Genomic DNA, 26,112 nt, shown 5'->3' with positions numbered 1-26,112 from the left:
CAAAAGTATTTTATTTGATAATAGAATTCTTTAAACAATATAGAGGCTTTTTTGGTACAATGGTAAAGAATAAACGACATGACAAGCATAATATTGCGAAAAATAGGCCAAACTATTTTGAATGAATGCGAAAGGAACGGAAACGCATTCCGTTCCTTTTTTATTGAAAATGATGTATACAACGCAGGGGGTTAGAAAATGGGTAAAGTAATCGCAGTCGCCAATCAAAAAGGTGGTGTCGGGAAGACAACAACAACTGTCAACTTAGCATCCGCACTTGCCTATCAAGGAAAGAAAATTTTATTAATCGATAGTGATGCGCAAGGGAATGCGACGAGTGGTCTAGGGATTGCTAAAGGTTCTGTTGAAAACAGCATCTATGACGTGTTGATTAACGAAGTTGCCGTAAAAGATGCGGTAGTATCTTCATCACGCGAGAACCTTTCTGTTGTACCGGCAACAATTTCATTGGCAGGGGCTGAGGTTGAGTTAACCAGCATCTCCCACCGTGAACAGAAGATGAAAGAAGCCATCCAACCAATTAGAAATGACTATGACTATATCTTCATTGACTGTCCGCCTTCACTAGGTCACTTGACAATCAATGCCTTCACCAGTGCTGATTCTGTATTGATTCCAGTACAAAGTGAATACTACGCCTTAGAAGGATTAAGTCAATTATTGAACACAATCCAATTAGTTCAAAAACACTTCAATGCAAGCTTAAAAATTGAAGGTGTTTTAATGACAATGTATGATGCAAGAACAAACTTATCGAACGAAGTTGTAGAAGAAGTCCGGAAGTACTTTGGTCAAGCAGTGTATACGACCTTGATTCCGCGAAATGTGCGCTTGTCTGAAGCACCATCATATGGACAATCCATCATTGATTATGATATTCGTTCACGTGGCGCTGAAGTGTATCTGGAATTGGCAAAGGAAGTGCTAGAAAATAATGGCGAAACAAACAAATAAGCAGAATAAGGGACTTGGCCGTGGGATTGATGCCTTTTTTGGTGGCGAAACACTTTTTACCCAGGATGAGACAGACCAAGAGCAAGTTGACGTAAAAGATACAGCTGAAACAAGTAAGCAAACTGCAAGTGAAGCGACTATTGAAGCCCCTGCGACTGACAAAATGGTGCAGGAGATCAGTGTTGAAGATATCCGTCCAAACCCTTACCAACCCCGACATCAATTTGATGAAGAGGCCTTGAACGACTTGGCCAAATCTATTCAAGAGCAAGGCATTTTTCAGCCGATTACCCTACGTAAATCTGCGGTGAAAGGGTATGAAATTATTGCTGGTGAACGTCGTTTTCGTGCGTCTAAAATCGCCGGTTTAACGACCGTTCCAGCCATTGTACGTGAATTTTCTGATGAACAGATGATCGAAGCGTCTATCATCGAGAACTTACAACGTGAAGACCTAACAGCTCTAGAAGAAGCTATGGCTTACCAACAATTGATTGATGTTTTAGCCATTACGCAAGATGAAGCTGCTAAACGCCTTGGGAAATCCAGAACTTATATTACCAACCATTTACGTTTACTAGGTTTGAGTGACGATATCAAAGCCCTAGTGCAATCAGGTGCCTTATCAGCAGGTCAAGCCCGGACTATTTTAGGGTTAAAATCAAAAAAAGACCAATCAAGTTTAGCTAAGAAGGTTGTTGCAGAAGGCATTACCGTTCGCCAATTGGAGAAAATGGTGCAAGCCTTAAACCAGCCAGCGGACAAGGATATTAAAAAAGACGGCGACAAGAAAGAAGTCGTGCCACCTTATATCCGTGAAAGCGAAGACCGGTTAATGGATAAATTTGGGACGAATGTCCAAATCAATAATCGCGGAAAACGTGGCAAAATCGAAATCGAATACCTTTCTGAAGAAGATTTAACCCGTATTCTAGATATTTTGAATATTAAATTTGAAGATTAGAGGTGTATGTCTTGGGAGACAAAGAATATGGCATGCACGATATCGTGCAAATGAAAAAACAACACCCGTGTGGTGAAAATGCCTGGAAAATCATTCGTTTAGGTGCGGATATCCGCATTAAATGCCAAGGTTGTGGCCAATCTGTCATGATGCCACGACGTGAATTTGAAAAGAAAATGAAAAAAATCATTCAACCAGCAGACAATAACTAGGGATTAACACCCGTTTTGCCTATATTGGTCTGATGTGTTCGAGTTTTCAATTATCAGAATGACTTATAATGATAGAAATAAAGAAAAAATACCCTTAATAAAGAAAGTAGCGTGAAGAAATGGCCTTAACTGCCGGAATCGTAGGATTACCAAACGTTGGAAAATCTACCTTATTTAATGCAATCACAAAATCTCAAGTAGAAGCCGCAAACTATCCCTTTGCAACAATCGACCCGAATGTGGGGGTTGTAGAGGTACCAGATAGCCGTCTACAAACACTTACTGAATTCTACGTACCAAAGAAAACTGTCCCAACAACTTTTGAATTTACGGATATTGCCGGAATTGTTAAAGGGGCAAGTAAGGGTGAAGGTTTAGGAAACAAATTCTTAGCCAATATTCGCGAAGTAGATGCGATTATCCACGTGGTTCGTTGCTTTGAAGATGGGAATATCACCCATGTTTCTGGAAAAGTAGATCCCGCTGACGATATTGAAACAATTAACCTAGAGTTAATCTTATCTGACTTAGAAACAGTCAATAAACGCTACGAAAAAGCAGTAAAAATGGCTAAATCAAAAGACCATGATGCAATCGTTGAAGCAAACGCTCTAGCTAAGGTAAAAGAAGTGCTTGAAGCTGGTAAATCAGCTCGAACAGTGACTTTTACTGAAGAAGAACAGCCATTTATTGACCGCATGTTCCTTTTGACAACAAAACCAATCTTATACGTAGCGAACGTAAACGAGGATGATGCAGCAACTGGTAACGACTATGTTGAAATCGTACGCGGTATTGCAAGTGAAGAGGATGCTGAAGTGGTAATTGTTTCAGCGCAAATCGAAGAAGAATTGGCGTCATTGGATGATGAAGACCGTGAAATGTTCATGGAAGACTTGGGGATGGAAGTATCTGGATTAGACCGTTTAATCCAACGCGCTTACACTTTATTAGGTCTTGAAACTTACTTTACTGCCGGTGAACAAGAAGTACGCGCTTGGACCTTCAAAAAGGGCATGAAAGCCCCACAAGCAGCGGGCGTCATTCACTCAGACTTTGAAAAAGGCTTTATCCGTGCAGAAACCTTATCTTATGAAGATTTACTGACTTATGGTAGTGAAAAAGCAGCCAAAGAAGCAGGTCGCTACCGTTCTGAAGGTAAGGACTACGTTGTGAAAGATGGCGATATCTTACTATTTAGATTTAACGTTTAAGATCATTCAGGCAAAAGGAGATTTGACCAACAATGGCATTAGGAAATGAGAAAAAATCGAGAGCTGAAATTCAAGCTGAACGTGAAGCGGCTGAAAAAGCAACCCGCCAACGCATCAAAGACGAACGCGAAGGCCTATACGCGGGTTTAACCAAACGTAACCAAGAATTTATGATCAAATTTATGAATGAAATCAATGCTTTGGGTTACGATGGTGATATCGACTTAAAAGAAAATCAAATGTTGCATACTCTTATTGAAGAGCAAGACAAAGGGGTTACTGCCAAACAATTATACGGCACACCAACAACTTACGCCCAAGAACTACACCAAAACCCTAACGACGATAATGGGGCAGTTCAAGCAGGCGACAGCCCGTTCTGGCACTACTGGGTTGAAGGTGGCTTATTAATTGGTGGTGTATTCGCGGGTATTTCTGGATTGACCTTATTAATCGGTTCAGAAAATGCCTCATCAGGCCCAGCTGGTTTATTCACCTTGATCTTGAACTTTATTGTTGGGGGGCTAGCAATGGCAGTTCTGACAACAAATCAACCAGATATGTCTAAACCGAAGAAAGAACGCGGCACTATGCGCTACATCTTGATTTCAGTAGCTGTTCTATTAGCTTGGATCTTACTCATTTCCCTAACTGAATTTCTGCCAGCGGGTATTAACCCAGAATTACCAGTATTCGCTTACCTAGCCCTAGCAGTCCTAGGTTTAGCCGGCAGATGGTGGTTTAAACGCGAATTCAAAGTACAAAATACCTTATTCTAAAAACATGCGTCTGTCAGTTATTCTGGCAGGCTTTTTTGATGGCTTCGAGTTGATATTTTTGGCATGACGAGGAAACTTCGTTAAGATAAGGGTATTAAAAGTACAAAGGACGTGTAATAAAATGGATGCAACAAATATTGATTTCTCAATAGTTTCAGATGACCTAGGATTTCGTTACGGGAAAGCAGACGCACCGGTAAAACTATATGCCTACTTAAACGTAGAATGTCCTTTTTCACGGAAATTCGAACAACAAAATACGGCGATTATTCAAGAATTCGTTGAAGCGGGCAAAGTACAATATATTGTGAAGCCCTTAGACCGCCCAACTGGTCACTTGCGTAAAGGGAATGTAATGCATAGTTACCTGACTTACGATGACCCGGAAAATGCCTTTAAGCAGCTAACAGAGATGTTTGCGACTCGTCAAGAATGGACGGAATTAGACGAAGCGGGTGTAGCAGCATATGCTGAAAACCAATTAGGTTACACCAAACAAGACAACGATGATACCCAAGAAGCCATTAAAGCTGAAGCGGTTGAAGTAGGCGCCAAAACAGTGCCAACTGCCTATGTATTTGGCCAAGCCTTTGATGAGCACGAAGACAACGAGACTATCCGCGAATGGTTTAACGCTGCTTACCAAACAGCTACTGCAACAGAAGACTATGATTTCGGGGCCGAAAAACTAGATTTAGACAAGGTTACGGATAAACGGGCTATTAAATACGGCCAGGATGATGCGCCGATTAAGGTGACAGAATACATCAACTTCCGTTGCCAAGGGTCTAAAAACTTTGAAGACGCCGTGTCTGAAAAATTAGAAGTCTTAGCGGATGAAGGAAAGATTCAACGGGTTATCAAACACGTTGATATCGATAAGGCTGGCTTAGCTAAAGGGGAAGTAATTAACCGCTTTGTAGACTATAAGGACCAAGAAAAAGCCTACAAACAATTCAAAGAAATCTTCGCCCGTCATGGTGAATGGAAAACGACAGACTTTGGTGGCATCGTAGACTATGCTATTGAAACACTATCTTACCAATACCAAGGCAACCGCCTGCAAAACGATGTCGTTAAAGCTGAATTTGAAGCGCTTGGCGGTACAGCAACCCCAACAATCGTCGTAAATAATGACAAAGCTTTTGTGGGGCCAAATGCAGCAGCTGAATTAATCGATTACTTAGACGAACAAATTGCCCAGTAAGGAAAAAATAATAAGGAGGCATTTAAATGACCTTTCAAACAGATAAAATCACCTATCAAGATGCGATTAAACTTGGAAAAGATACAGCTAAGGTTAAAGTCGTTGAATACTACAACCTCGCTTGTCCGGATGCCTTAAATTATCAGGAGCAATTCGCCTTCTTCCTAGATCCATTAATTCAAACAGGGCAGGTGCAACGGATTTTGAAGCACTATGATAAAACCAGTCCGCGTCTACAGAAAGGTAATCTGGTCCATGATTACATCGACTACGACAACCAAGAAGCAGCCTATACTGTGGCAAACCAATACCTTCGTTCGCAAAATGACTGGGCGCGTCTAGATCTTGATAAAGTTGAAGCCTATTTAGCCCAACAAGGACGTGTGCAACAAGACAATAGCGAACTGGCAGCCCGCGTATTTGAAGAAGCACAAGCAGTCGGTGTTGACGCGGTGCCAACGATTTTCATCGAAGACCATGCCTTCGTTGAAACAGTAGACCCAGAAGCCTTCAAACAAGCCATAATGGAAAGAATCTAAGTGTTTTGATTTTTCCCTGGCAAACTTATACGAATAATCAATCAAAGGTCGTGACTTAATGTCACGGCTTTTTGTGTCGTATAAATATTGGATTTGTATGTTGAAAAAGTATGTCATTGTGTCATAGGTTTATAGGGGTCTTGTTAACAATGGTTTTTGCTATAGGTATAAGGTAAATATATCTAGGTAAAAGAAGAGATGATGCCTCTAGCCGATTTCCGAACGTTAAAATTTGATACAAGTTTTTAAAACCACATATTCCTTTTTCAAACAAATAAAAAGCGAACTATATCTTTAATATATAAAAAAAATCCATTTATTTACGAAATATAAGGTTGACCTTGTTGGTGTATGGTGGTAGGATAGTAAAAATCAATTTTATACAGAAAAGGGGAATGAATGACAATGACTACTGCATGGGAAAACAAGTTCGCTAAAGAGGGCTTAACATTTGATGATGTCTTACTATTGCCAGCACATTCAGAGGTGTTGCCTAACGAGGTAGACTTAGGCGTACAGTTGGCACCCAACTTGAAATTAAATATTCCAATCCTTTCAGCTTCAATGGATACTGTAACGGATGCGAGCATGGCCATCGCTATGGCACGCCAAGGTGGACTTGGTATTATTCACAAAAACATGACAATTGCCCAACAAGCGGATGAAGTACGTAAGGTGAAGCGTTCAGAATCAGGTGTCATTTCAGATCCATTCTACTTATTCCCTGAATCTTCTGTGAAAGAAGCAGTGGCATTGATGGGTCGTTACCGGATTTCTGGTGTACCCATCATCAACAATGAAGAAGACCACAAATTGTTGGGGATCTTAACAAACCGTGACATCCGTTTCTTGGAAAATCATGACCAAGCCATTGAAAATGTCATGACTAAGGATGACTTAGTGGTTGCACCACAAGGGACTTCTTTAGAAGAAGCAAGCCATATCTTATACGAAAACCGTATAGAGAAATTATTACTAGTTGATGACCAAGGCCGTTTAACTGGCTTAGTCACCATTAAAGATATTGAACGGGTAACAGACTATCCAAATTCTGCTAAAGACGCAAAAGGTCGTTTGATTGTGGGTGCGGCAGTTGGGGTTACTTCAGATACATTTGAACGTGTGGCTGCTTTACTTGAAGCAGGTGCAGATGCGATTGTAATCGATACTGCACATGGTCACTCTGCAGGGGTTTTACGTAAAATTGCACAAATTCGCCAAGAGTTCCCAGAAGCTACTTTAATCGCTGGAAATGTAGCGACAGCTGAAGGTACGCGTGCTTTATATGAAGCAGGTGTAGACGTGGTTAAAGTAGGGATTGGGCCTGGTTCAATTTGTACAACACGTGTGGTTGCAGGTGTTGGGGTACCACAAATCACAGCGGTATATGACGCGGCTAGTGTAGCCAACGAATACGGCAAGACCATTATTGCGGATGGTGGGATCAAATTCTCAGGTGATATTGTCAAAGCTTTAGCGGCTGGTGGCCATGCAGTGATGTTAGGATCAATGTTAGCGGGTACTGACGAAGCACCTGGGGAATTAGAAATCTTCCAAGGACGTCAATTTAAAACTTACCGTGGTATGGGTTCATTAGGGGCTATGAAAAAGGGTTCTGCGGACCGTTACTTCCAAGGTGAAGTCAACGAAGCCAACAAATTAGTGCCTGAAGGCATCGAAGGACGCGTTGCTTATAAGGGTTCAGTTTCAGGTATTATCTTCCAATTACTTGGTGGTATTGAATCAGGTATGGGCTATTGCGGTGCTGCAACAGTTGAAGACTTACGTCAACATGCACAATTTATTCGCATGACAGGTGCTGGTTTAATCGAATCGCATCCGCATGATGTACAAATCACTAAAGAAGCGCCAAACTATTCAAGAGGCTAATCGATTTAAAGATGAAAATATTCCGAGGGCAAGTGGGTCAGCATGACTGCGCTTGTCCTTTTTCAATGGAAAAATCTTTAAAATAGGTCGAAAAAGCTTGTGATATCAAGTCTTAAGGCATTCTTAACTACTTTTAAATAGAAATATAGGACTTATGTGGTTGGGGTTTGTTAAAATAAGATAGAGAGATTATAGAGTTCGGAGGATAACCTAATGAAAATTTTAATTACTGATGACGATAAGGAAATCGTTGAATTATTAACTATATATGCTACAAATGAAGACTACGAGGTAATCCAGGCTTTTGATGGGGATGAGGCCTTGAAGAAAATTGCTGAGAATCCTGATATTGCGATGATGGTGTTGGATATTATGATGCCTGGTAAGGATGGGATTACGGTGATTAAGGAGTTACGGAAACGTGATGTGGATATGCCAATTTTACTATTATCTGCTAAATCGTCTGATATGGACAAGATTTCTGGTTTAACGACTGGTGCGGATGATTATGTGACAAAACCCTTTAACCCGCTTGAAGTGATGGCTCGTATCAAGTCTTTATTGCGTCGTGCTTCTACAGCTGGCGATGATTCAGCAACGATTGAAGTTGGCCCGCTTGTAATTAACAAAAATTCTCATGAGGTAAAGACAACAGATGGTCAACAAATTCAACTAACTGCGCTAGAATTTGGTATATTATACTTACTAGCTAGTAATCCAAATAACGTATTCTCTGCTGACGAGATTTTTGAACGTGTATGGCAGCAAGAGTCTGTGGTATCAGCGAAGACTGTTATGGTCCACGTGAGCCATTTGCGTGATAAGATCGGTGAAGCTACAGGTGGGGACAAGGTAATCTCAACTGTTTGGGGTGTAGGTTATAAAATTACAGCCTAAGCGCTAAGTATAGAAAGCGTCTGGTATCACGGCGAATGTTCAGTAAGGCTGGGGAATGCGATATTGGTATCAACGCACCTAGTCTTTTTTACATTTTTATAGTAGCCAGTTAGTCGGTTAGGTAGTTAATAGTTCAATGACAGTAATAGTTAGAAGGTGCGCTCTTGCAAAAGAAGAAAAGTAGAATGCATACAGAGCTTTTTTTTGAAGCGATTGTGTGGCTAGCGATATTGGTCATACTGTATTTTGGGTTAATGTTCGTGTTGATCACGGTTTATGAAACCAATTATTCAGTCTTGTTACGGACATATCCTGGCTCTTTTTTTGTCCATCCACAATTTCAACAAAATTTCTTTCTGTCTCTAACCGTGGTTTACTTGGTGATGAGTGTTTCCTTTGTTGGCTGGCGGATTTACCGGCGGCTACGGGCGGTTCAATTGGGCTATGTGCTTGAAGAGCTGCACTATATTTCGCAAGGAAACTACCATCATAAGATTTCTACTTCCGAGTTGAATGGGATGCAGCCGGTTGTAGATTCGATTAATCGTTTGGTCGACTCCACTGTTAAAGCGCGGGAAGAAGAGCGGCGGATTGAACAGTCTAAGGATGACTTGATAACCAATATGAGTCATGACATTCGGACGCCGCTTACTTCCGTGATTGGTTACTTGACCTTATTGAAGCAGGAAGGGTTGAAAGACCCAGAAAAGGCTATGAAGTATATCAATATTGCTTACGATAAGGCCGTTCAAATGCAACGGATGACTGAAGATTTGTTTGAATATACTAAGGTCAAACAAGTGGATACTAAGTTGGCTATTAACCGGATCAATGTGGTCCGTATGGTAGAACAAATTACGGTAGAATTTGAATTAGAGGCCAATAAAGCCGGCCGTGAATTTCAAATTGTGGCCGAACCGGATGACAATATCCTAGTCGATATTGACCCAGAAAAATTTGTACGTATTTTTTCCAATTTATTTACCAATGCCTTTAAATATGGTGGAAAGGGTAAGTATATCAGGATTTCAATCTATCAAGACCAAGAAAAGACCAAGTTTGTCGTTGAAAATGACGGCGCTAAGATTCCCAAGGGGCAACTGAAGGACCTATTCCAGAGATTTTATCGGGGGGATAAATCTCGAACTGAGCCGCAGACGGGTAGTGGTTTGGGGTTAGCGATTACGCAATCGATTATTGAACTGCACCGTGGTGAAATTCACGCGGAGTCGGACCATAGAGGGACACGGTTCATTTTTACTATTCCTAATCGCTTTGAAGATTTAGAGGATCATGTAGAAATGGAGCGAATATAAGTGAAGAATAAGTTGACAAAAGTTTTGACCACAGCATTGGTTGCCTTGTTAGGCCTCAATTTGGCCCAAGTACCGATGGCTGTGTTAGCAACTGAAAATACGACTGTAGACACTAGTCAAGCGAGTGAGGCAACAAGTGGTACGGTAGCAGAATTTTCAGAAGAAATTGCGACAAATTACGAGTTGAATATCGATGCCGCGATGGTCATTGATAGTGAATCTGGCCAAATTTTATATGACCAAAATGGGGCCGATTTACACGGGATTGCTTCATTGACTAAGTTAATTGCCTTGTTTGTTGTCTATGATGAAATTGCAGCAGGAAATTTGTCTTTTGACAGTAAAGTGCCTGTCTCAGAGGCAGTTTCAGAGCTTTCCGTAGCGGCTGGTTTATCTAATGTACCATTAGAAGAATCAACTGATTATTATACAGTGGATGCTTTAATTGATGCTGCTGTGATTGGGTCAGGGAATGCAGCCGTAGTTGCCTTGGCTGAATATATTGCCGGCTCAGAGCAATCTTTTGTGGAAATGATGGATGACAAATTAACCGAATTAGGCATCAAAGACTTCGAATTATATACCGCTTCAGGTTTAGCCGGTTCATGGTTAACCACAACTGATGGTTCAGCGTCACCGTACTCAATTGACCAAGAAAATATGATGCAGGCCCGAGATATCTTGTTTGTGGCCCGTGAAATCGTCAATGAATATCCGGATGTTTTAGAACGGTCTAATGTCACTTCAAAAGAATTCCAAGTATCGGATACGGAGACTTATACTTTAGAGAGCACCAACCTGTTTTTACCAGGCAATGCCTACGAACGTGACGACGTGTCTGGTCTTAAAACTGGAACTGAATCTATTGCCGGTCGTTGTATTATCATCATGAGTCAAATCGATGGCCGCGACATCATGCTTGTGACCTTAGGTGCTGAAACAGAAGATGAACGGTATGTAAATACAGGCACATTACTGACTGCCCTACAAGAAAACCTTGCTTATACTACCCTTTATGAAGAAGGTGCCCCTTGGTTGCCTGCTGATGATGTAGCTATTTACCAAGGTGTCGTTAGTGGCGTAGATCTGAACTATGCCAAAACGAATGCCCTTTTCTTACCTGATAATTATGATTTAGAAAATAATTCGACTACAACTTATGATGCAGCCTTCCAATATAACGCTGTAGGGAACTTAGCGCTGACAGCGCCATTGTCAGTGGACCAATCAATTAATACCTTCAATACGACGGTGAACTTCGATGAAAGTCTCTTTAACCAATTGGATATGTCAAATGCCATTGTACCAGCAGAAGATGTCGACAAGGTCAGCATTGTTGTACAAGTGGCACGCATCATGGAAGATCTGTTTAAAGGCTGGATGGAAGATATCCAAGGCGTTTTTAGTTAACAACCGTATAGATTTTCAAGAAATGAAATACATCGTATTGCTCAAATGATTTATAAATTTATCTAGAGACGGACACACTTCGTTTTTTCTACAGGCTTGAACAACACTGGTTGAAAAAAATCATATTTTTTTCGCTAAAGTCATGATGTCTTGTCATGGCTTTTATACGTGTCTAGAGAAGCGTATTTGTTCTAGAGAAGCGTATTTGTGACTTTATAGGGGTGTGTTGTACCAAGCAACGTAGATTTGAGTGTTGCTTAATTTTGCATAACTGAAGTGGTAGGCACAGGGGAAAGTTCCAACTATCTATAAATGGCTTTTTTTCTAGCTCTGCACAAGTCTAAACGAATTTATGAGCACCTAATTTGGCGCAATTGACTTTTAATTGCTTCAAATATATAATGGAGGCAATATAAGAAAAGTATCGATTGTGAATAGTAATATAGGCTGATTTCTAGAGAGCTTGCGGTAGGTGAAAGCAGGTAATTAAGCGATATGAATCCACACAATCACTGACTACGAATATGAGGATTTAATCCTAATTAAGTAGAGCCGGGTTAGCCGTTATCTAATGAGCGTAAGACATGGTATTTCTGTGTCTTAAAGTAGGGTGGCACCGCGCAATAATATATGAGCTTCAAGCTATTTCGTCCCTTCCAATTTTTTGGAAGACCGGAATAGCTTTTTTATTTACTTATTTATATATAGGAGGAAAACGAAATGATTGATATTAAATTATTAAGAGACAACTTTGATGCGACTGCGGAAAAATACGCTAGCCGTGGGGTTGCAAAAGATGAATTAGAGAAATTAATTGATTTAGACGGCCAACGCCGTGAGGTGATTTCTCAAACAGAAACTTTAAAAGCGGAACGTAATGCCGTTTCTGATGAAATTGGCTTATTACGCCGCAACAAAGAAAATGCGGATGATAAAATTGCCCGCATGAAAGAAGTAGGCGAAGAAATCCTTGTTTTAGACAAAAGACTTGCTAAATTGGATGAGCAAGTGACTTACATTATGGATCGTTTACCAAACTTACCACATGATTCAGTACCAGTTGGTGCCGATGAAGATGACAACGTTGAAGTGCGACGATGGAGCCAAGCCCCTGAGTTCGATTTTCAACCAAAAGCGCACTACGAAATTGGTGAAGCATTAGGTATTTTAGACTTTGAACGTGGTGCTAAAGTTTCAGGTGCCCGCTTCCTTTACTACCGCGGTTTAGGTGCCCGTTTAGAGCGTGCTGTTTATAACTTTATGTTAGACCAACACCAAGAAGAGGGATACGAAGAAATCATCCCTCCTTACTTAGTGAACGAGAACGCTATGTACGGTACTGGTCAATTCCCTAAATTTACAGAAGATGTCTTCTCAACAACGAATGAAGACCGTCACCTAACATTGATTCCAACAGCCGAAGTACCTTTAACCAATTATTTTGCAAATGAAATCATTCCAGGTGAAAATTTACCAATCTACTTCACAGCAATGTCTCCAAGTTTCCGTTCAGAAGCAGGATCAGCTGGTCGTGATACTCGTGGTTTGATTCGTTTGCACCAATTCCAAAAAGTTGAAATGGTAAAATTCGCGCGCCCAGAAGATTCTTATGACGAATTAGAAAAAATGGTTGCAAATGCCGAAAATATCCTACAAAAATTAAACTTACCATATCGTGTAATGACATTATCTACTGGTGATATGGGGTTCTCAGCTGCTAAAACTTATGACTTAGAAGTATGGGTACCAGCGCAAGAAACATACCGTGAAATTTCTTCATGTTCAAACACTGAAGCCTTCCAAGCGCGTCGTGCTTTAATCCGTTTCCGTAACGCAAACGGTAAACCTGAATATGTGCATACATTAAATGGTTCTGGCTTAGCAGTTGGGCGTACAGTAACAGCTATTTTAGAAAACTATCAAAACGCAGATGGTTCAGTAACAATCCCTGAAGCGTTAGTACCTTACATGGGTGGTATTAAAGAAATTACAAAAGAAAATGCTTCTGGCGTTTCAAAATTAAAATAATGTAATACAATAGAGGGGGATTAATTTTTTAAATTTAACGAAAGGGGCAATTAGGATGTCTAAAGAAACAGCAGTATTTGCCGGCGGATGTTTTTGGTGTATGGTTCAACCATTCGAAGAAATGGATGGTATTGAAAAAGTGACATCAGGATACACTGGCGGCCACAAAGAAAATCCTACATATGAAGAAGTTTGCTCGGGCACAACCGGTCATACAGAAGCAGTTGAGATTGAATTTGATAATGAAAAAATAAGCTATTCAGAATTGCTAGATATTTATTGGCAACAAACAGACCCAACAGATGCAATGGGGCAATTTGTTGATCGTGGGGATTCTTATCGACCAGAAATCTTTGTGAACAGCGAAGAACAGGCTAAAGCAGCAATGGCATCTAAAGCAGCTTTAGATGCGAGTGGTCGTTTTAACAAACCAGTTCTAACACAAATCACGAAAGCAACAACTTTCTGGCCAGCAGAAGATTACCATCAACAATTCTACAAAAAGAATCCAGCCCACTATAAACGTTATAGTGAATTATCTGGTCGTAAAACATTCATCAAAGATAGTTGGGAAGAAGCTTAATCGCTGATTCCTACTAATCGAAATAAGAAGATCCTGGGTATATTATCTAGGGTCTTTTATTTTTTGAAGAAATACGAAAAATAGGTTTACAAGAATTGTGAAAGATGGTACTATATTTTTCAGACGTTATTATTGTTTCTGTTGAAACATTGAAGAAAATATTTTGAAAAAATTGTTGACTTCAACCAGCTGAACATGGTAATATCTAATAGTTGCGTTACAACGTAACAATAACCGAGAAAACAACATTTTAAATAACTTTTAAAGAGTTGTTGACTTCCAGTTAAACTCGTGATACTATTAAATAGTTGTCATAAGGGCGACGAAATAGACCTTTGAAAACTGAACAAAGAAGACAAACCAAAAATTGTGTATGGAATCATTTGATTCCAACAATTAAAAGTAGTGAGAACTACTATAAATAAGTCAGCAAACTTTAATGAGCAATCAAGCTCATGAAAATCTTTCATGAGAGTTTGATCCTGGCTCAGGACGAACGCTGGCGGCATGCCTAATACATGCAAGTCGAGCGAACAGATGAAGTGCTTGCACTTCTGACGTTAGCGGCGAACGGGTGAGTAACACGTAAGGAATCTACCTATAAGCGGGGGATAACATTCGGAAACGGGTGCTAATACCGCATAATATCTTCTTCCGCATGGAAGAAGATTGAAAGACGGCTCTGCTGTCACTTATAGATGACCTTGCGGTGCATTAGTTAGTTGGTGGGGTAATGGCCTACCAAGACGATGATGCATAGCCGACCTGAGAGGGTGATCGGCCACATTGGGACTGAGACACGGCCCAAACTCCTACGGGAGGCAGCAGTAGGGAATCTTCCGCAATGGGCGAAAGCCTGACGGAGCAATGCCGCGTGAGTGAAGAAGGCCTTCGGGTCGTAAAACTCTGTTATAAGAGAAGAACAAATTGTAGAGTAACTGCTACAGTCTTGACGGTATCTTATCAGAAAGCCACGGCTAACTACGTGCCAGCAGCCGCGGTAATACGTAGGTGGCAAGCGTTGTCCGGATTTATTGGGCGTAAAGGGAGCGCAGGTGGTTTCTTAAGTCTGATGTGAAAGCCCACGGCTTAACCGTGGAGGGTCATTGGAAACTGGGAAACTTGAGTACAGAAGAGGAATGTGGAACTCCATGTGTAGCGGTGGAATGCGTAGATATATGGAAGAACACCAGTGGCGAAGGCGACATTCTGGTCTGTTACTGACACTGAGGCTCGAAAGCGTGGGGAGCAAACAGGATTAGATACCCTGGTAGTCCACGCCGTAAACGATGAGTGCTAGGTGTTGGAGGGTTTCCGCCCTTCAGTGCCGCAGTTAACGCATTAAGCACTCCGCCTGGGGAGTACGACCGCAAGGTTGAAACTCAAAGGAATTGACGGGGACCCGCACAAGCGGTGGAGCATGTGGTTTAATTCGAAGCAACGCGAAGAACCTTACCAAGTCTTGACATCCTTTGACCACCCTAGAGATAGGGTTTTCCCTTCGGGGACAAAGTGACAGGTGGTGCATGGTTGTCGTCAGCTCGTGTCGTGAGATGTTGGGTTAAGTCCCGCAACGAGCGCAACCCCTATTATTAGTTGCCAGCATTTAGTTGGGCACTCTAATGAGACTGCCGGTGACAAACCGGAGGAAGGTGGGGATGACGTCAAATCAGCATGCCCCTTATGACTTGGGCTACACACGTGCTACAATGGATGGTACAACGAGTCGCAAACCCGCGAGGGCAAGCAAATCTCTTAAAGCCATTCTCAGTTCGGATTGCAGGCTGCAACTCGCCTGCATGAAGCCGGAATCGCTAGTAATCGTGGATCAGCACGCCACGGTGAATACGTTCCCGGGTCTTGTACACACCGCCCGTCACACCACGAGAGTTTGTAACACCCGAAGTCGGTGAGGTAACCTTTATGGAGCCAGCCGCCGAAGGTGGGACAGATGATTGGGGTGAAGTCGTAACAAGGTAGCCGTATCGGAAGGTGCGGCTGGATCACCTCCTTTCTAAGGAATATAACGGAATACACAATAGGTTCAATTCTTCTTTGTTTAGTTTTGAGAGGTCTATACTATATTTTTATAGTAATGGAAGCCAATCGGGCCTGTAGCTCAGCTGGTTAGAGCGTCCGCCTGATAAGCGGGAGGTCGATGGTTCGAGTCCATTCAGGCCCATTCCAGAAATGGAATAAGTAATACATATATAAATATATCCAGCCATGGGGGATTAGCTCAGCTGGGAGAGCGCCTGCTTTGCACGCAGGAGGTCAGCGGTTCGATCCCGCTATTCTCCATAGCAACCATTAAAATTAGGTTGCCATTTTGTTCTTTGAAAACTGAATACTGTAAGTAATAAACCTCTTATTTAATTATTTTCTACCAGGAGATAATTAATATAAGAAATTCCAATTTTACCAAGAGTAAAAAACCAATAAAAGTAAGCAAATTACTTTTCGCGAATCATACAACTTAACCAATGGTTAAGTGAATAAGGGCGCACGGTGGATGCCTTGGCACTAGGAGCCGATGAAGGACGGGACTAACACCGATATGCTTCGGGGAGCTGTAAGTAAGCTTTGATCCGGAGATTTCCGAATGGGGGAACCCAATTGCTTTGATAGGCAATTACTCAGCTACGAATACATAGTAGTTTGAGAGGAAGACGCAGGGAACTGAAACATCTCATTACCTGTAGGAAGAGAAAGAAAATTCGATTTCCTGAGTAGCGGCGAGCGAAACGGAAAGAGCCCAAACCAAAGAGCTTGCTCTTTGGGGTTGTAGGACAGACGAAATGTAGTTAAAGATTTAGTCGAATGGCATGGGAAGGCCAATCACAGAGGGTGACAATCCCGTAGACGAAAGATCAATAACGCTAGTCTGTATCCTGAGTACGGCGGAACACGTGTAATTCCGTCGGAATCCGGGAGGACCATCTCCCAAGGCTAAATACTCCCTAGTGACCGATAGTGAACCAGTACCGTGAGGGAAAGGTGAAAAGCACCCCGGAAGGGGAGTGAAATAGTACCTGAAACCGTGCGCTTACAAGCAGTCAGAGCCCGTTAATGGGTGATGGCGTACTTTTTGTAGAACGGACCGGCGAGTTACGATTGCATGCAAGGTTAAGTTGAAGAAACGGAGCCATAGCGAAAGCGAGTCTGAATAGGGCGTCGAGTATGTAGTCGTATACCCGAAACCAAGTGACCTACCCATGTGCAGGGTGAAGGTGCGGTAAAACGCACTGGAGGCCCGAACCCACGTCTGTTGAAAAAGGCGGGGATGACGTGTGGGTAGCGGAGAAATTCCAATCGAACTTGGAGATAGCTGGTTCTCTCCGAAATAGCTTTAGGGCTAGCCTCGGATGATGAATATTGGAGGTAGAGCACTGTTTGATCTAGGGGTCCATCTAGGATTACCGAAATCTGATAAACTCCGAATGCCAAATATTTTAATCCGGGAGTCAAACTGCGAGTGATAAGATCCGTAGTTGAAAGGGAAACAGCCCAGACCACCAGCTAAGGTCCCAAAGTTTCAGTTAAGTGGAAAAGGATGTGGGGTTGCTTAGACAACTAGGATGTTGGCTTAGAAGCAGCCATCATTTAAAGAGTGCGTAATAGCTCACTAGTCGAGTGACCCTGCGCCGAAAATGTACCGGGGCTAAACTGAACACCGAAGCTGTGGATATCCGCATGGATATGGTAGGAGAGCGTTCTAAGGGCAGAGAAGCAAGATCGAGAGGACTTGTGGAGCGCTTAGAAGTGAGAATGCCGGTATGAGTAGCGAAAGACGGGTGAGAATCCCGTCCACCGTATGACTAAGGTTTCCTGGGGAAGGCTCGTCCTCCCAGGGTTAGTCGGGACCTAAGCCGAGACCGAAAGGTGTAGGCGATGGACAACAGGTTGAGATTCCTGTACTTGTTTGTATTGTTTGACCAAAGGAAGGACGCAGGAGGCTAAGCAGAGCACGTTATTGGATTCGTGTTCAAGCAGTGAGTCTGACACAGAGTGAAATGCTTCGTGTTAAAGACAAGCTGTGATGAGGAGGGAAATATAGTACCGAAGCTGCTGACGTCACACTGCCAAGAAAAGTTTCTAGTTAGATACAAACAACCCGTACCGCAAACCGACACAGGTAGTCGAGGAGAGCATCCTAAGGTGAGCGAGCGAACTCTCGTTAAGGAACTCGGCAAAATAACCCCGTAACTTCGGGAGAAGGGGTGCTGACCATTGGTCAGCCGCAGTGAATAGGCCCAAGCGACTGTTTATCAAAAACACAGGTCTCTGCAAAATCGAAAGATGACGTATAGGGGCTGACGCCTGCCCGGTGCTGGAAGGTTAAGAGGAGTGCTTAGCATTAGCGAAGGTACGAATTGAAGCCCCAGTAAACGGCGGCCGTAACTATAACGGTCCTAAGGTAGCGAAATTCCTTGTCAGGTAAGTTCTGACCCGCACGAAAGGCGTAACGATTTGGGCACTGTCTCAACGAGAGACTCGGTGAAATTGTAGTACCAGTGAAGATGCTGGTTACCCGCGACAGGACGGAAAGACCCCATGGAGCTTTACTGCAGGTTGATATTGAGTGTCTGTGTGACATGTACAGGATAGGTAGGAGCCATTGAAGCCGGAACGCTAGTTTCGGTGGAGGCGCTGGTGGGATACTACCCTTGTGACATGGCCACTCTAACCCGCGACCGTAATCCGGTCGGGAGACAGTGTCAGTCGGGCAGTTTGACTGGGGCGGTCGCCTCCTAAAATGTAACGGAGGCGCCCAAAGGTTCCCTCAGAATGGTTGGAAATCATTCGTAGAGTGTAAAGGCAGAAGGGAGCTTGACTGCGAGACCTACAAGTCGAGCAGGGACGAAAGTCGGGCTTAGTGATCCGGTGGTTCCGCATGGAAGGGCCATCGCTCAACGGATAAAAGCTACCCTGGGGATAACAGGCTTATCTCCCCCAAGAGTTCACATCGACGGGGAGGTTTGGCACCTCGATGTCGGCTCATCGCATCCTGGGGCTGAAGTCGGTCCCAAGGGTTGGGCTGTTCGCCCATTAAAGCGGTACGCGAGCTGGGTTCAGAACGTCGTGAGACAGTTCGGTCCCTATCCGTCGCGGGCGTTGGAAATTTGAGAGGAGCTGTCCTTAGTACGAGAGGACCGGGATGGACACACCGCTGGTGTACCAGTTGTTCTGCCAAGAGCATCGCTGGGTAGCTATGTGTGGATGGGATAAACGCTGAAAGCATCTAAGCGTGAAGCCCTCCTCAAGATGAGATTTCCCATATCTTTAAGATAGTAAGACCCCTGAGAGACGATCAGGTAGATAGGCTAGAAGTGGAAGTGCAGCGATGTATGGAGCGGACTAGTACTAATCGGTCGAGGACTTATCCAATGGATATAAGATTGTATGATGGAATGGTAGACGACTTACAGATTCAGTTTTGAGCGAACAAAATGCTCATAAACACATTAAGTATTGTGTGGTGACGATGGCAAGAAGGTCACACCTGTTCCCATCTCGAACACAGAAGTTAAGCTTCTTAGCGCCGAATGTAGTTGGGGGTTGCCCCCTGTGAGACTAGGACGTCGCCATGCAAGATGAAAAAACCAGTAGCTTCTGCTGCTGGTTTTTTTGTGGTCATTTTTCAAAATCCGAAGGATGTAAATATTGTTCAATAGCAGTGGTAAAATTATATTGATATTTAGCTACTAAAAGATTCTTTCAAAAAATGGCGAATACTTGTAAGTAATTTGACGGATGACGAATGAAGAATGGTGGAGTAATTCTCTGGAAATAAATCAAAACTAAAAACTCATAGACATTCACTAATGACAAAATTTAACTATCAACGAATTTATTGATCAAAATGCATAGCTAATTGTGAATGACAAAATATTTTTTTCACGGAAATTTTGTAAAAATAGTTGATTGAATTGGAAAATAATATAAAAATTTACAGCAAATAATAATCATTCCACATGAGATGGTACATAAGCATTGCTAGGAATATAACTAGAGATGCAAGGTGATAAACAAATTCACTCACATAGAAATGCCGTCAAATAAACCTTTCAATAAACATCTGCAAAAACATTGAAAAATATATTGGAATATCGTTGACAAGGATTCCAATAGGGGGTATTATAAATAGGTTGCTTGTTGAGGGCGACAATGAGATATAAAAGAAATTTTAAATTATTGTTGACAAGACCTCAAGCCAGGTGATATGATATTCAAGTCGTCAACAGGACATCGTTTGTATAAAACAGCAAAAAACTTTTTAAAACTTTTTGTTGACAAACATCGAATGAAGATGATATGATATATGAGCTGCTAATAAAGCAACGAGATAGACCTTTGAAAACTGAACAAAGAAGACAAACCAAAAATTGTGTATGGAATCATTTGATTCCAACAATTAAAAGTAGTGAGAACTACTATAAATAAGTCAGCAAACTTTAATGAGCAATCAAGCTCATGAAAATCTTTCATGAGAGTTTGATCCTGGCTCAGGACGAACGCTGGCGGCATGCCTAATACATGCAAGTCGAGCGAACAGATGAAGTGCTTGCACTTCTGACGTTAGCGGCGAACGGGTGAGTAACACGTAAGGAATCTACCTATAAGCGGGGGATAACATTCGGAAACGGGTGCTAATACCGCATAATATTTTCTTCCGCATGGAAGAAGATTGAAAGACGGCTCTGCTGTCACTTATAGATGACCTTGCGGTGCATTAGTTAGTTGGTGGGGTAATGGCCTACCAAGACGATGATGCATAGCCGACCTGAGAGGGTGATCGGCCACATTGGGACTGAGACACGGCCCAAACTCCTACGGGAGGCAGCAGTAGGGAATCTTCCGCAATGGGCGAAAGCCTGACGGAGCAATGCCGCGTGAGTGAAGAAGGCCTTCGGGTCGTAAAACTCTGTTATAAGAGAAGAACAAATTGTAGAGTAACTGCTACAGTCTTGACGGTATCTTATCAGAAAGCCACGGCTAACTACGTGCCAGCAGCCGCGGTAATACGTAGGTGGCAAGCGTTGTCCGGATTTATTGGGCGTAAAGGGAGCGCAGGTGGTTTCTTAAGTCTGATGTGAAAGCCCACGGCTTAACCGTGGAGGGTCATTGGAAACTGGGAAACTTGAGTACAGAAGAGGAATGTGGAACTCCATGTGTAGCGGTGGAATGCGTAGATATATGGAAGAACACCAGTGGCGAAGGCGACATTCTGGTCTGTTACTGACACTGAGGCTCGAAAGCGTGGGGAGCAAACAGGATTAGATACCCTGGTAGTCCACGCCGTAAACGATGAGTGCTAGGTGTTGGAGGGTTTCCGCCCTTCAGTGCCGCAGTTAACGCATTAAGCACTCCGCCTGGGGAGTACGACCGCAAGGTTGAAACTCAAAGGAATTGACGGGGACCCGCACAAGCGGTGGAGCATGTGGTTTAATTCGAAGCAACGCGAAGAACCTTACCAAGTCTTGACATCCTTTGACCACCCTAGAGATAGGGCTTTCCCTTCGGGGACAAAGTGACAGGTGGTGCATGGTTGTCGTCAGCTCGTGTCGTGAGATGTTGGGTTAAGTCCCGCAACGAGCGCAACCCCTATTATTAGTTGCCAGCATTTAGTTGGGCACTCTAATGAGACTGCCGGTGACAAACCGGAGGAAGGTGGGGATGACGTCAAATCAGCATGCCCCTTATGACTTGGGCTACACACGTGCTACAATGGATGGTACAACGAGTCGCAAACCCGCGAGGGCAAGCAAATCTCTTAAAGCCATTCTCAGTTCGGATTGCAGGCTGCAACTCGCCTGCATGAAGCCGGAATCGCTAGTAATCGTGGATCAGCACGCCACGGTGAATACGTTCCCGGGTCTTGTACACACCGCCCGTCACACCACGAGAGTTTGTAACACCCGAAGTCGGTGAGGTAACCTTTATGGAGCCAGCCGCCGAAGGTGGGACAGATGATTGGGGTGAAGTCGTAACAAGGTAGCCGTATCGGAAGGTGCGGCTGGATCACCTCCTTTCTAAGGAATATAACGGAAACACAATGTGTTTGACGCTTCTTTGTTTAGTTTTGAGAGATTTATCTCTCTTGTATATATTTTGTTCTTTGAAAACTGAATACTGTAAGTAATAAACCTCTTATTTAATTATTTTCTACCAGGAGATAATTAATATAAGAAATTCCAATTTTACCAAGAGTAAAAAAACCAATAAAAGTAAGCAAATTACTTTTCGCGAATCATACAACTTAACCAATGGTTAAGTGAATAAGGGCGCACGGTGGATGCCTTGGCACTAGGAGCCGATGAAGGACGGGACTAACACCGATATGCTTCGGGGAGCTGTAAGTAAGCTTTGATCCGGAGATTTCCGAATGGGGAAACCCAATTGCTTTGATAGGCAATTACTCAGCTACGAATACATAGTAGTTTGAGAGGAAGACGCAGGGAACTGAAACATCTCATTACCTGTAGGAAGAGAAAGAAAATTCGATTTCCTGAGTAGCGGCGAGCGAAACGGAAAGAGCCCAAACCAAAGAGCTTGCTCTTTGGGGTTGTAGGACAGACGATATGTAGTTAAAGATTTAGTCGAATGGCATGGGAAGGCCAATCACAGAGGGTGACAATCCCGTAGACGAAAGATCAATAACGCTAGTCTGTATCCTGAGTACGGCGGAACACGTGTAATTCCGTCGGAATCCGGGAGGACCATCTCCCAAGGCTAAATACTCCCTAGTGACCGATAGTGAACCAGTACCGTGAGGGAAAGGTGAAAAGCACCCCGGAAGGGGAGTGAAATAGTACCTGAAACCGTGCGCTTACAAGCAGTCAGAGCCCGTTAATGGGTGATGGCGTACTTTTTGTAGAACGGACCGGCGAGTTACGATTGCATGCAAGGTTAAGTTGAAGAAACGGAGCCATAGCGAAAGCGAGTCTGAATAGGGCGTCGAGTATGTAGTCGTATACCCGAAACCAAGTGACCTACCCATGTGCAGGGTGAAGGTGCGGTAAAACGCACTGGAGGCCCGAACCCACGTCTGTTGAAAAAGGCGGGGATGACGTGTGGGTAGCGGAGAAATTCCAATCGAACTTGGAGATAGCTGGTTCTCTCCGAAATAGCTTTAGGGCTAGCCTCGGATGATGAATATTGGAGGTAGAGCACTGTTTGATCTAGGGGTCCATCTAGGATTACCGAAATCTGATAAACTCCGAATGCCAAATATTTTAATCCGGGAGTCAAACTGCGAGTGATAAGATCCGTAGTTGAAAGGGAAACAGCCCAGACCACCAGCTAAGGTCCCAAAGTTTCAGTTAAGTGGAAAAGGATGTGGGGTTGCTTAGACAACTAGGATGTTGGCTTAGAAGCAGCCATCATTTAAAGAGTGCGTAATAGCTCACTAGTCGAGTGACCCTGCGCCGAAAATGTACCGGGGCTAAACTGAACACCGAAGCTGTGGATATCCGCATGGATATGGTAGGAGAGCGTTCTAAGGGCAGAGAAGCAAGATCGAGAGGACTTGTGGAGCGCTTAGAAGTGAGAATGCCGGTATGAGTAGCGAAAGACGGGTGAGAATCCCGTCCACCGTATGACTAAGGTTTCCTGGGGAAGGCTCGTCCTCCCAGGGTTAGTCGGGACCTAAGCCGAGACCGAAAGGTGTAGGCGATGGACAACAGGTTGAGATTCCTGTACTTGTTTGTATTGTTTGACCAAAGGAAGGACGCAGGAGGCTAAGCAGAGCACGTTATTGGATTCGTGTTCAAGCAGTGAGTCTGACACAGAGTGAAATGCTTCGTGTTAAAGACAAGCTGTGATGAGGAGGGAAATATAGTACCGAAGCTGCTGACGTCACACTGCCAAGAAAAGTTTCTAGTTAGATACAAACAACCCGTACCGCAAACCGACACAGGTAGTCGAGGAGAGCATCCTAAGGTGAGCGAGCGAACTCTCGTTAAGGAACTCGGCAAAATAACCCCGTAACTTCGGGAGAAGGGGTGCTGACCATTGGTCAGCCGCAGTGAATAGGCCCAAGCGACTGTTTATCAAAAACACAGGTCTCTGCAAAATCGAAAGATGACGTATAGGGGCTGACGCCTGCCCGGTGCTGGAAGGTTAAGAGGAGTGCTTAGCATTAGCGAAGGTACGAATTGAAGCCCCAGTAAACGGCGGCCGTAACTATAACGGTCCTAAGGTAGCGAAATTCCTTGTCAGGTAAGTTCTGACCCGCACGAAAGGCGTAACGATTTGGGCACTGTCTCAACGAGAGACTCGGTGAAATTGTAGTACCAGTGAAGATGCTGGTTACCCGCGACAGGACGGAAAGACCCCATGGAGCTTTACTGCAGGTTGATATTGAGTGTCTGTGTGACATGTACAGGATAGGTAGGAGCCATTGAAGCCGGAACGCTAGTTTCGGTGGAGGCACTGGTGGGATACTACCCTTGTGACATGGCCACTCTAACCCGCGACCGTAATCCGGTCGGGAGACAGTGTCAGTCGGGCAGTTTGACTGGGGCGGTCGCCTCCTAAAATGTAACGGAGGCGCCCAAAGGTTCCCTCAGAATGGTTGGAAATCATTCGCAGAGTGTAAAGGCAGAAGGGAGCTTGACTGCGAGACCTACAAGTCGAGCAGGGACGAAAGTCGGGCTTAGTGATCCGGTGGTTCCGCATGGAAGGGCCATCGCTCAACGGATAAAAGCTACCCTGGGGATAACAGGCTTATCTCCCCCAAGAGTTCACATCGACGGGGAGGTTTGGCACCTCGATGTCGGCTCATCGCATCCTGGGGCTGAAGTCGGTCCCAAGGGTTGGGCTGTTCGCCCATTAAAGCGGTACGCGAGCTGGGTTCAGAACGTCGTGAGACAGTTCGGTCCCTATCCGTCGCGGGCGTTGGAAATTTGAGAGGAGCTGTCCTTAGTACGAGAGGACCGGGATGGACACACCGCTGGTGTACCAGTTGTTCTGCCAAGAGCATCGCTGGGTAGCTATGTGTGGATGGGATAAACGCTGAAAGCATCTAAGCGTGAAGCCCTCCTCAAGATGAGATTTCCCATATCTTTAAGATAGTAAGACCCCTGAGAGACGATCAGGTAGATAGGCTAGAAGTGGAAGTGCAGCGATGTATGGAGCGGACTAGTACTAATCGGTCGAGGACTTATCCAATGGATATAAGATTGTATGATGGAATGGTAGACGACTTACAGATTCAGTTTTGAGCGAACAAAAGCTCATATAAATATTGTGTGGTGACGATGGCAAGAAGGACACACCTGTTCCCATCTCGAACACAGAAGTTAAGCTTCTTAGCGCCGAATGTAGTTGGGGGTTGCCCCCTGTGAGACTAGGACGTTGCCATGCAAACTAGAAACACCATCTTAGATTAATTGTCTAAGATGGTGTTTTTTCGTATAGTTAAAAGATAGAAGGAGGATTGAGCTTGAACATGGTATTGATTAGACCAATTGCAAAAGAAGATGAACCAGTGATTGCGGCTATTATTCGCAATGTGTTAGAGGAAAGCCAGTTGGATGTTCCGGGTACCGCCTATTTTGATCTGGAATTAGACTATATGTATGATTACTACAACAAGCTTGTAGATAGTGCATATTGGGTGGTTGAAGACCATGGCCATCTTGTTGGTGGTGTTGGGATAGGATTGCTTTCTGAATCGCTTGAATTACCTATTAAAGGGCACTCAGAGCTATTAACTGAAAAAGGGGAAATAGTTGCTAAGGTGGGCGAGTTACAGAAGTTATACCTTTTGCCAGAAGCTAGAGGGAAGGGCTATTCTAGACGGTTGATGGATACTCTGACGGCATTTGCGGTAGAACGGGGTTATGATTTCTTGTATTTAGAGACAATCAGTAGGCTTGAGACGGCCATTATCTTGTATGAAAAATGGGGTTATCGATTTTTAGATGAACCTTTGTTGCCGGGTGACCATACCTTAATGGATACTTTTATGATTAAAGATTTAAATGCTAAATAATAGTGACGCTTTTTTTGATGGATAAGTACAAAAGTAGATTGTGAAATTATATATTCTATCGCAATTAAATGACAAAATAAATAGATGAAATCATATATTT

Annotated in this window: 14 protein-coding genes, 2 tRNA genes, 6 rRNA genes and 1 other annotated feature; all 22 genes read left to right on the top strand. The window is 43.4% G+C overall.

Annotated features, from left to right (window positions below):
• Positions 1-198: 198 nt before the first annotated feature.
• The 22 genes from AWM76_RS00195 to AWM76_RS00090 all read left to right on the top strand — a co-directional run bounded on the left by AWM76_RS00195 (position 199) and on the right by AWM76_RS00090 (position 26,012).
• The gene (locus AWM76_RS00195) at positions 199-975 is read left to right on the top strand and encodes a ParA family protein (RefSeq protein WP_003142950.1); all 777 of its coding nucleotides are present in this window, start codon (positions 199-201) and stop codon (positions 973-975) included.
• Entirely contained in the window at positions 956-1,939 is a 984-nt protein-coding gene (locus AWM76_RS00190; protein WP_003142952.1) for a ParB/RepB/Spo0J family partition protein, read from the top strand. The genes AWM76_RS00195 and AWM76_RS00190 overlap by 20 nt, the downstream gene beginning before the upstream one ends.
• Before the next feature lie 32 nt (positions 1,940-1,971).
• Entirely contained in the window at positions 1,972-2,151 is a 180-nt protein-coding gene (locus AWM76_RS00185) for a DUF951 domain-containing protein (protein ID WP_034258036.1), read from the top strand.
• A gap of 119 nt (positions 2,152-2,270) precedes the next feature.
• On the top strand, positions 2,271-3,365 hold the full coding sequence (ychF, locus tag AWM76_RS00180) for a redox-regulated ATPase YchF (RefSeq protein ID WP_003142957.1): 1,095 nt from the start codon (positions 2,271-2,273) through the stop codon (positions 3,363-3,365).
• A 32-nt stretch (positions 3,366-3,397) separates the two neighbouring features.
• Entirely contained in the window at positions 3,398-4,144 is a 747-nt protein-coding gene (locus tag AWM76_RS00175; RefSeq protein WP_003142958.1) for a DUF1129 domain-containing protein, read from the top strand.
• A 121-nt stretch (positions 4,145-4,265) separates the two neighbouring features.
• Entirely contained in the window at positions 4,266-5,351 is a 1,086-nt protein-coding gene (locus AWM76_RS00170) for a thioredoxin domain-containing protein (RefSeq protein WP_003142960.1), read from the top strand.
• A 26-nt stretch (positions 5,352-5,377) separates the two neighbouring features.
• Positions 5,378-5,890: a thioredoxin domain-containing protein gene (locus AWM76_RS00165; protein WP_003142962.1), complete on the top strand. Its 513-nt coding sequence runs from the start codon at positions 5,378-5,380 to the stop codon at positions 5,888-5,890.
• Between the two features lie 405 nt (positions 5,891-6,295).
• Entirely contained in the window at positions 6,296-7,780 is a 1,485-nt protein-coding gene (gene guaB, locus AWM76_RS00160; protein WP_102950039.1) for an IMP dehydrogenase, read from the top strand.
• A gap of 213 nt (positions 7,781-7,993) precedes the next feature.
• Positions 7,994-8,677, top strand: a complete 684-nt coding sequence (locus AWM76_RS00155; protein WP_003142967.1) for a response regulator transcription factor — start codon at positions 7,994-7,996, stop codon at positions 8,675-8,677.
• Between the two features lie 164 nt (positions 8,678-8,841).
• Entirely contained in the window at positions 8,842-9,993 is a 1,152-nt protein-coding gene (locus tag AWM76_RS00150) for a sensor histidine kinase (RefSeq protein ID WP_003142969.1), read from the top strand.
• Positions 9,994-11,403: a D-alanyl-D-alanine carboxypeptidase family protein gene (locus tag AWM76_RS00145; RefSeq protein ID WP_003142970.1), complete on the top strand. Its 1,410-nt coding sequence runs from the start codon at positions 9,994-9,996 to the stop codon at positions 11,401-11,403.
• A gap of 415 nt (positions 11,404-11,818) precedes the next feature.
• Positions 11,819-12,061, top strand: a binding site (T-box leader).
• Between the two features lie 62 nt (positions 12,062-12,123).
• Positions 12,124-13,431, top strand: a complete 1,308-nt coding sequence (serS, locus tag AWM76_RS00140; RefSeq protein ID WP_003142972.1) for a serine--tRNA ligase — start codon at positions 12,124-12,126, stop codon at positions 13,429-13,431.
• 55 nt (positions 13,432-13,486) lie between these two features.
• Positions 13,487-14,014 (top strand): peptide-methionine (S)-S-oxide reductase MsrA, encoded by a 528-nt coding sequence (msrA, locus tag AWM76_RS00135; protein WP_003142973.1) that lies wholly within the window; start codon positions 13,487-13,489, stop codon positions 14,012-14,014.
• Between the two features lie 464 nt (positions 14,015-14,478).
• Positions 14,479-16,028: ribosomal RNA gene (locus AWM76_RS00130) — 16S ribosomal RNA — on the top strand.
• Between the two features lie 94 nt (positions 16,029-16,122).
• Positions 16,123-16,196, top strand: a tRNA-Ile gene (locus tag AWM76_RS00125).
• 46 nt (positions 16,197-16,242) lie between these two features.
• A tRNA-Ala gene (locus AWM76_RS00120) sits at positions 16,243-16,315 on the top strand.
• 184 nt (positions 16,316-16,499) lie between these two features.
• Positions 16,500-19,402, top strand: a 23S ribosomal RNA gene (locus tag AWM76_RS00115).
• Positions 19,403-19,489: 87 nt separating this feature from the next.
• Positions 19,490-19,605, top strand: a 5S ribosomal RNA gene (gene rrf / locus AWM76_RS00110).
• Positions 19,606-20,497: 892 nt separating this feature from the next.
• Positions 20,498-22,047, top strand: a 16S ribosomal RNA gene (locus AWM76_RS00105).
• A gap of 236 nt (positions 22,048-22,283) precedes the next feature.
• Positions 22,284-25,186, top strand: a 23S ribosomal RNA gene (locus tag AWM76_RS00100).
• A 79-nt stretch (positions 25,187-25,265) separates the two neighbouring features.
• A 5S ribosomal RNA gene (rrf, locus tag AWM76_RS00095) occupies positions 25,266-25,381 on the top strand.
• Together the 16S, 23S and 5S rRNA genes with 2 tRNA genes alongside form the textbook arrangement of a ribosomal RNA operon.
• 85 nt (positions 25,382-25,466) lie before the next feature.
• Entirely contained in the window at positions 25,467-26,012 is a 546-nt protein-coding gene (locus tag AWM76_RS00090; protein WP_039936008.1) for a GNAT family N-acetyltransferase, read from the top strand.
• Positions 26,013-26,112: the final 100 nt, after the last annotated feature.

Source organism: Aerococcus viridans, assembly GCF_001543285.1.
Lineage (GTDB): Bacteria > Bacillota > Bacilli > Lactobacillales > Aerococcaceae > Aerococcus > Aerococcus viridans.
The sequence above is the reverse complement of the archived record's forward strand: the minus strand, read 5'-3'. Positions and strand labels throughout refer to the sequence as shown.

Excerpts from the sequence above, each read along its gene's own strand:
- AWM76_RS00190 (WP_003142952.1), top strand. The coding sequence starts at position 956 with ATGGCGAAACAAACAAATAAGCAGAATAAGGGACTTGGCCGTGGGATT.
- AWM76_RS00195 (WP_003142950.1), top strand. The coding sequence starts at position 199 with ATGGGTAAAGTAATCGCAGTCGCCAATCAAAAAGGTGGTGTCGGGAAG.
- AWM76_RS00170 (WP_003142960.1), top strand. The coding sequence starts at position 4,266 with ATGGATGCAACAAATATTGATTTCTCAATAGTTTCAGATGACCTAGGA.
- AWM76_RS00185 (WP_034258036.1), top strand. The coding sequence starts at position 1,972 with ATGCACGATATCGTGCAAATGAAAAAACAACACCCGTGTGGTGAAAAT.
- serS (WP_003142972.1), top strand. The coding sequence starts at position 12,124 with ATGATTGATATTAAATTATTAAGAGACAACTTTGATGCGACTGCGGAA.
- AWM76_RS00175 (WP_003142958.1), top strand. The coding sequence starts at position 3,398 with ATGGCATTAGGAAATGAGAAAAAATCGAGAGCTGAAATTCAAGCTGAA.
- msrA (WP_003142973.1), top strand. The coding sequence starts at position 13,487 with ATGTCTAAAGAAACAGCAGTATTTGCCGGCGGATGTTTTTGGTGTATG.
- ychF (WP_003142957.1), top strand. The coding sequence starts at position 2,271 with ATGGCCTTAACTGCCGGAATCGTAGGATTACCAAACGTTGGAAAATCT.
- AWM76_RS00165 (WP_003142962.1), top strand. The coding sequence starts at position 5,378 with ATGACCTTTCAAACAGATAAAATCACCTATCAAGATGCGATTAAACTT.
- AWM76_RS00155 (WP_003142967.1), top strand. The coding sequence starts at position 7,994 with ATGAAAATTTTAATTACTGATGACGATAAGGAAATCGTTGAATTATTA.
- AWM76_RS00090 (WP_039936008.1), top strand. The coding sequence starts at position 25,467 with ATGGTATTGATTAGACCAATTGCAAAAGAAGATGAACCAGTGATTGCG.
- guaB (WP_102950039.1), top strand. The coding sequence starts at position 6,296 with ATGACTACTGCATGGGAAAACAAGTTCGCTAAAGAGGGCTTAACATTT.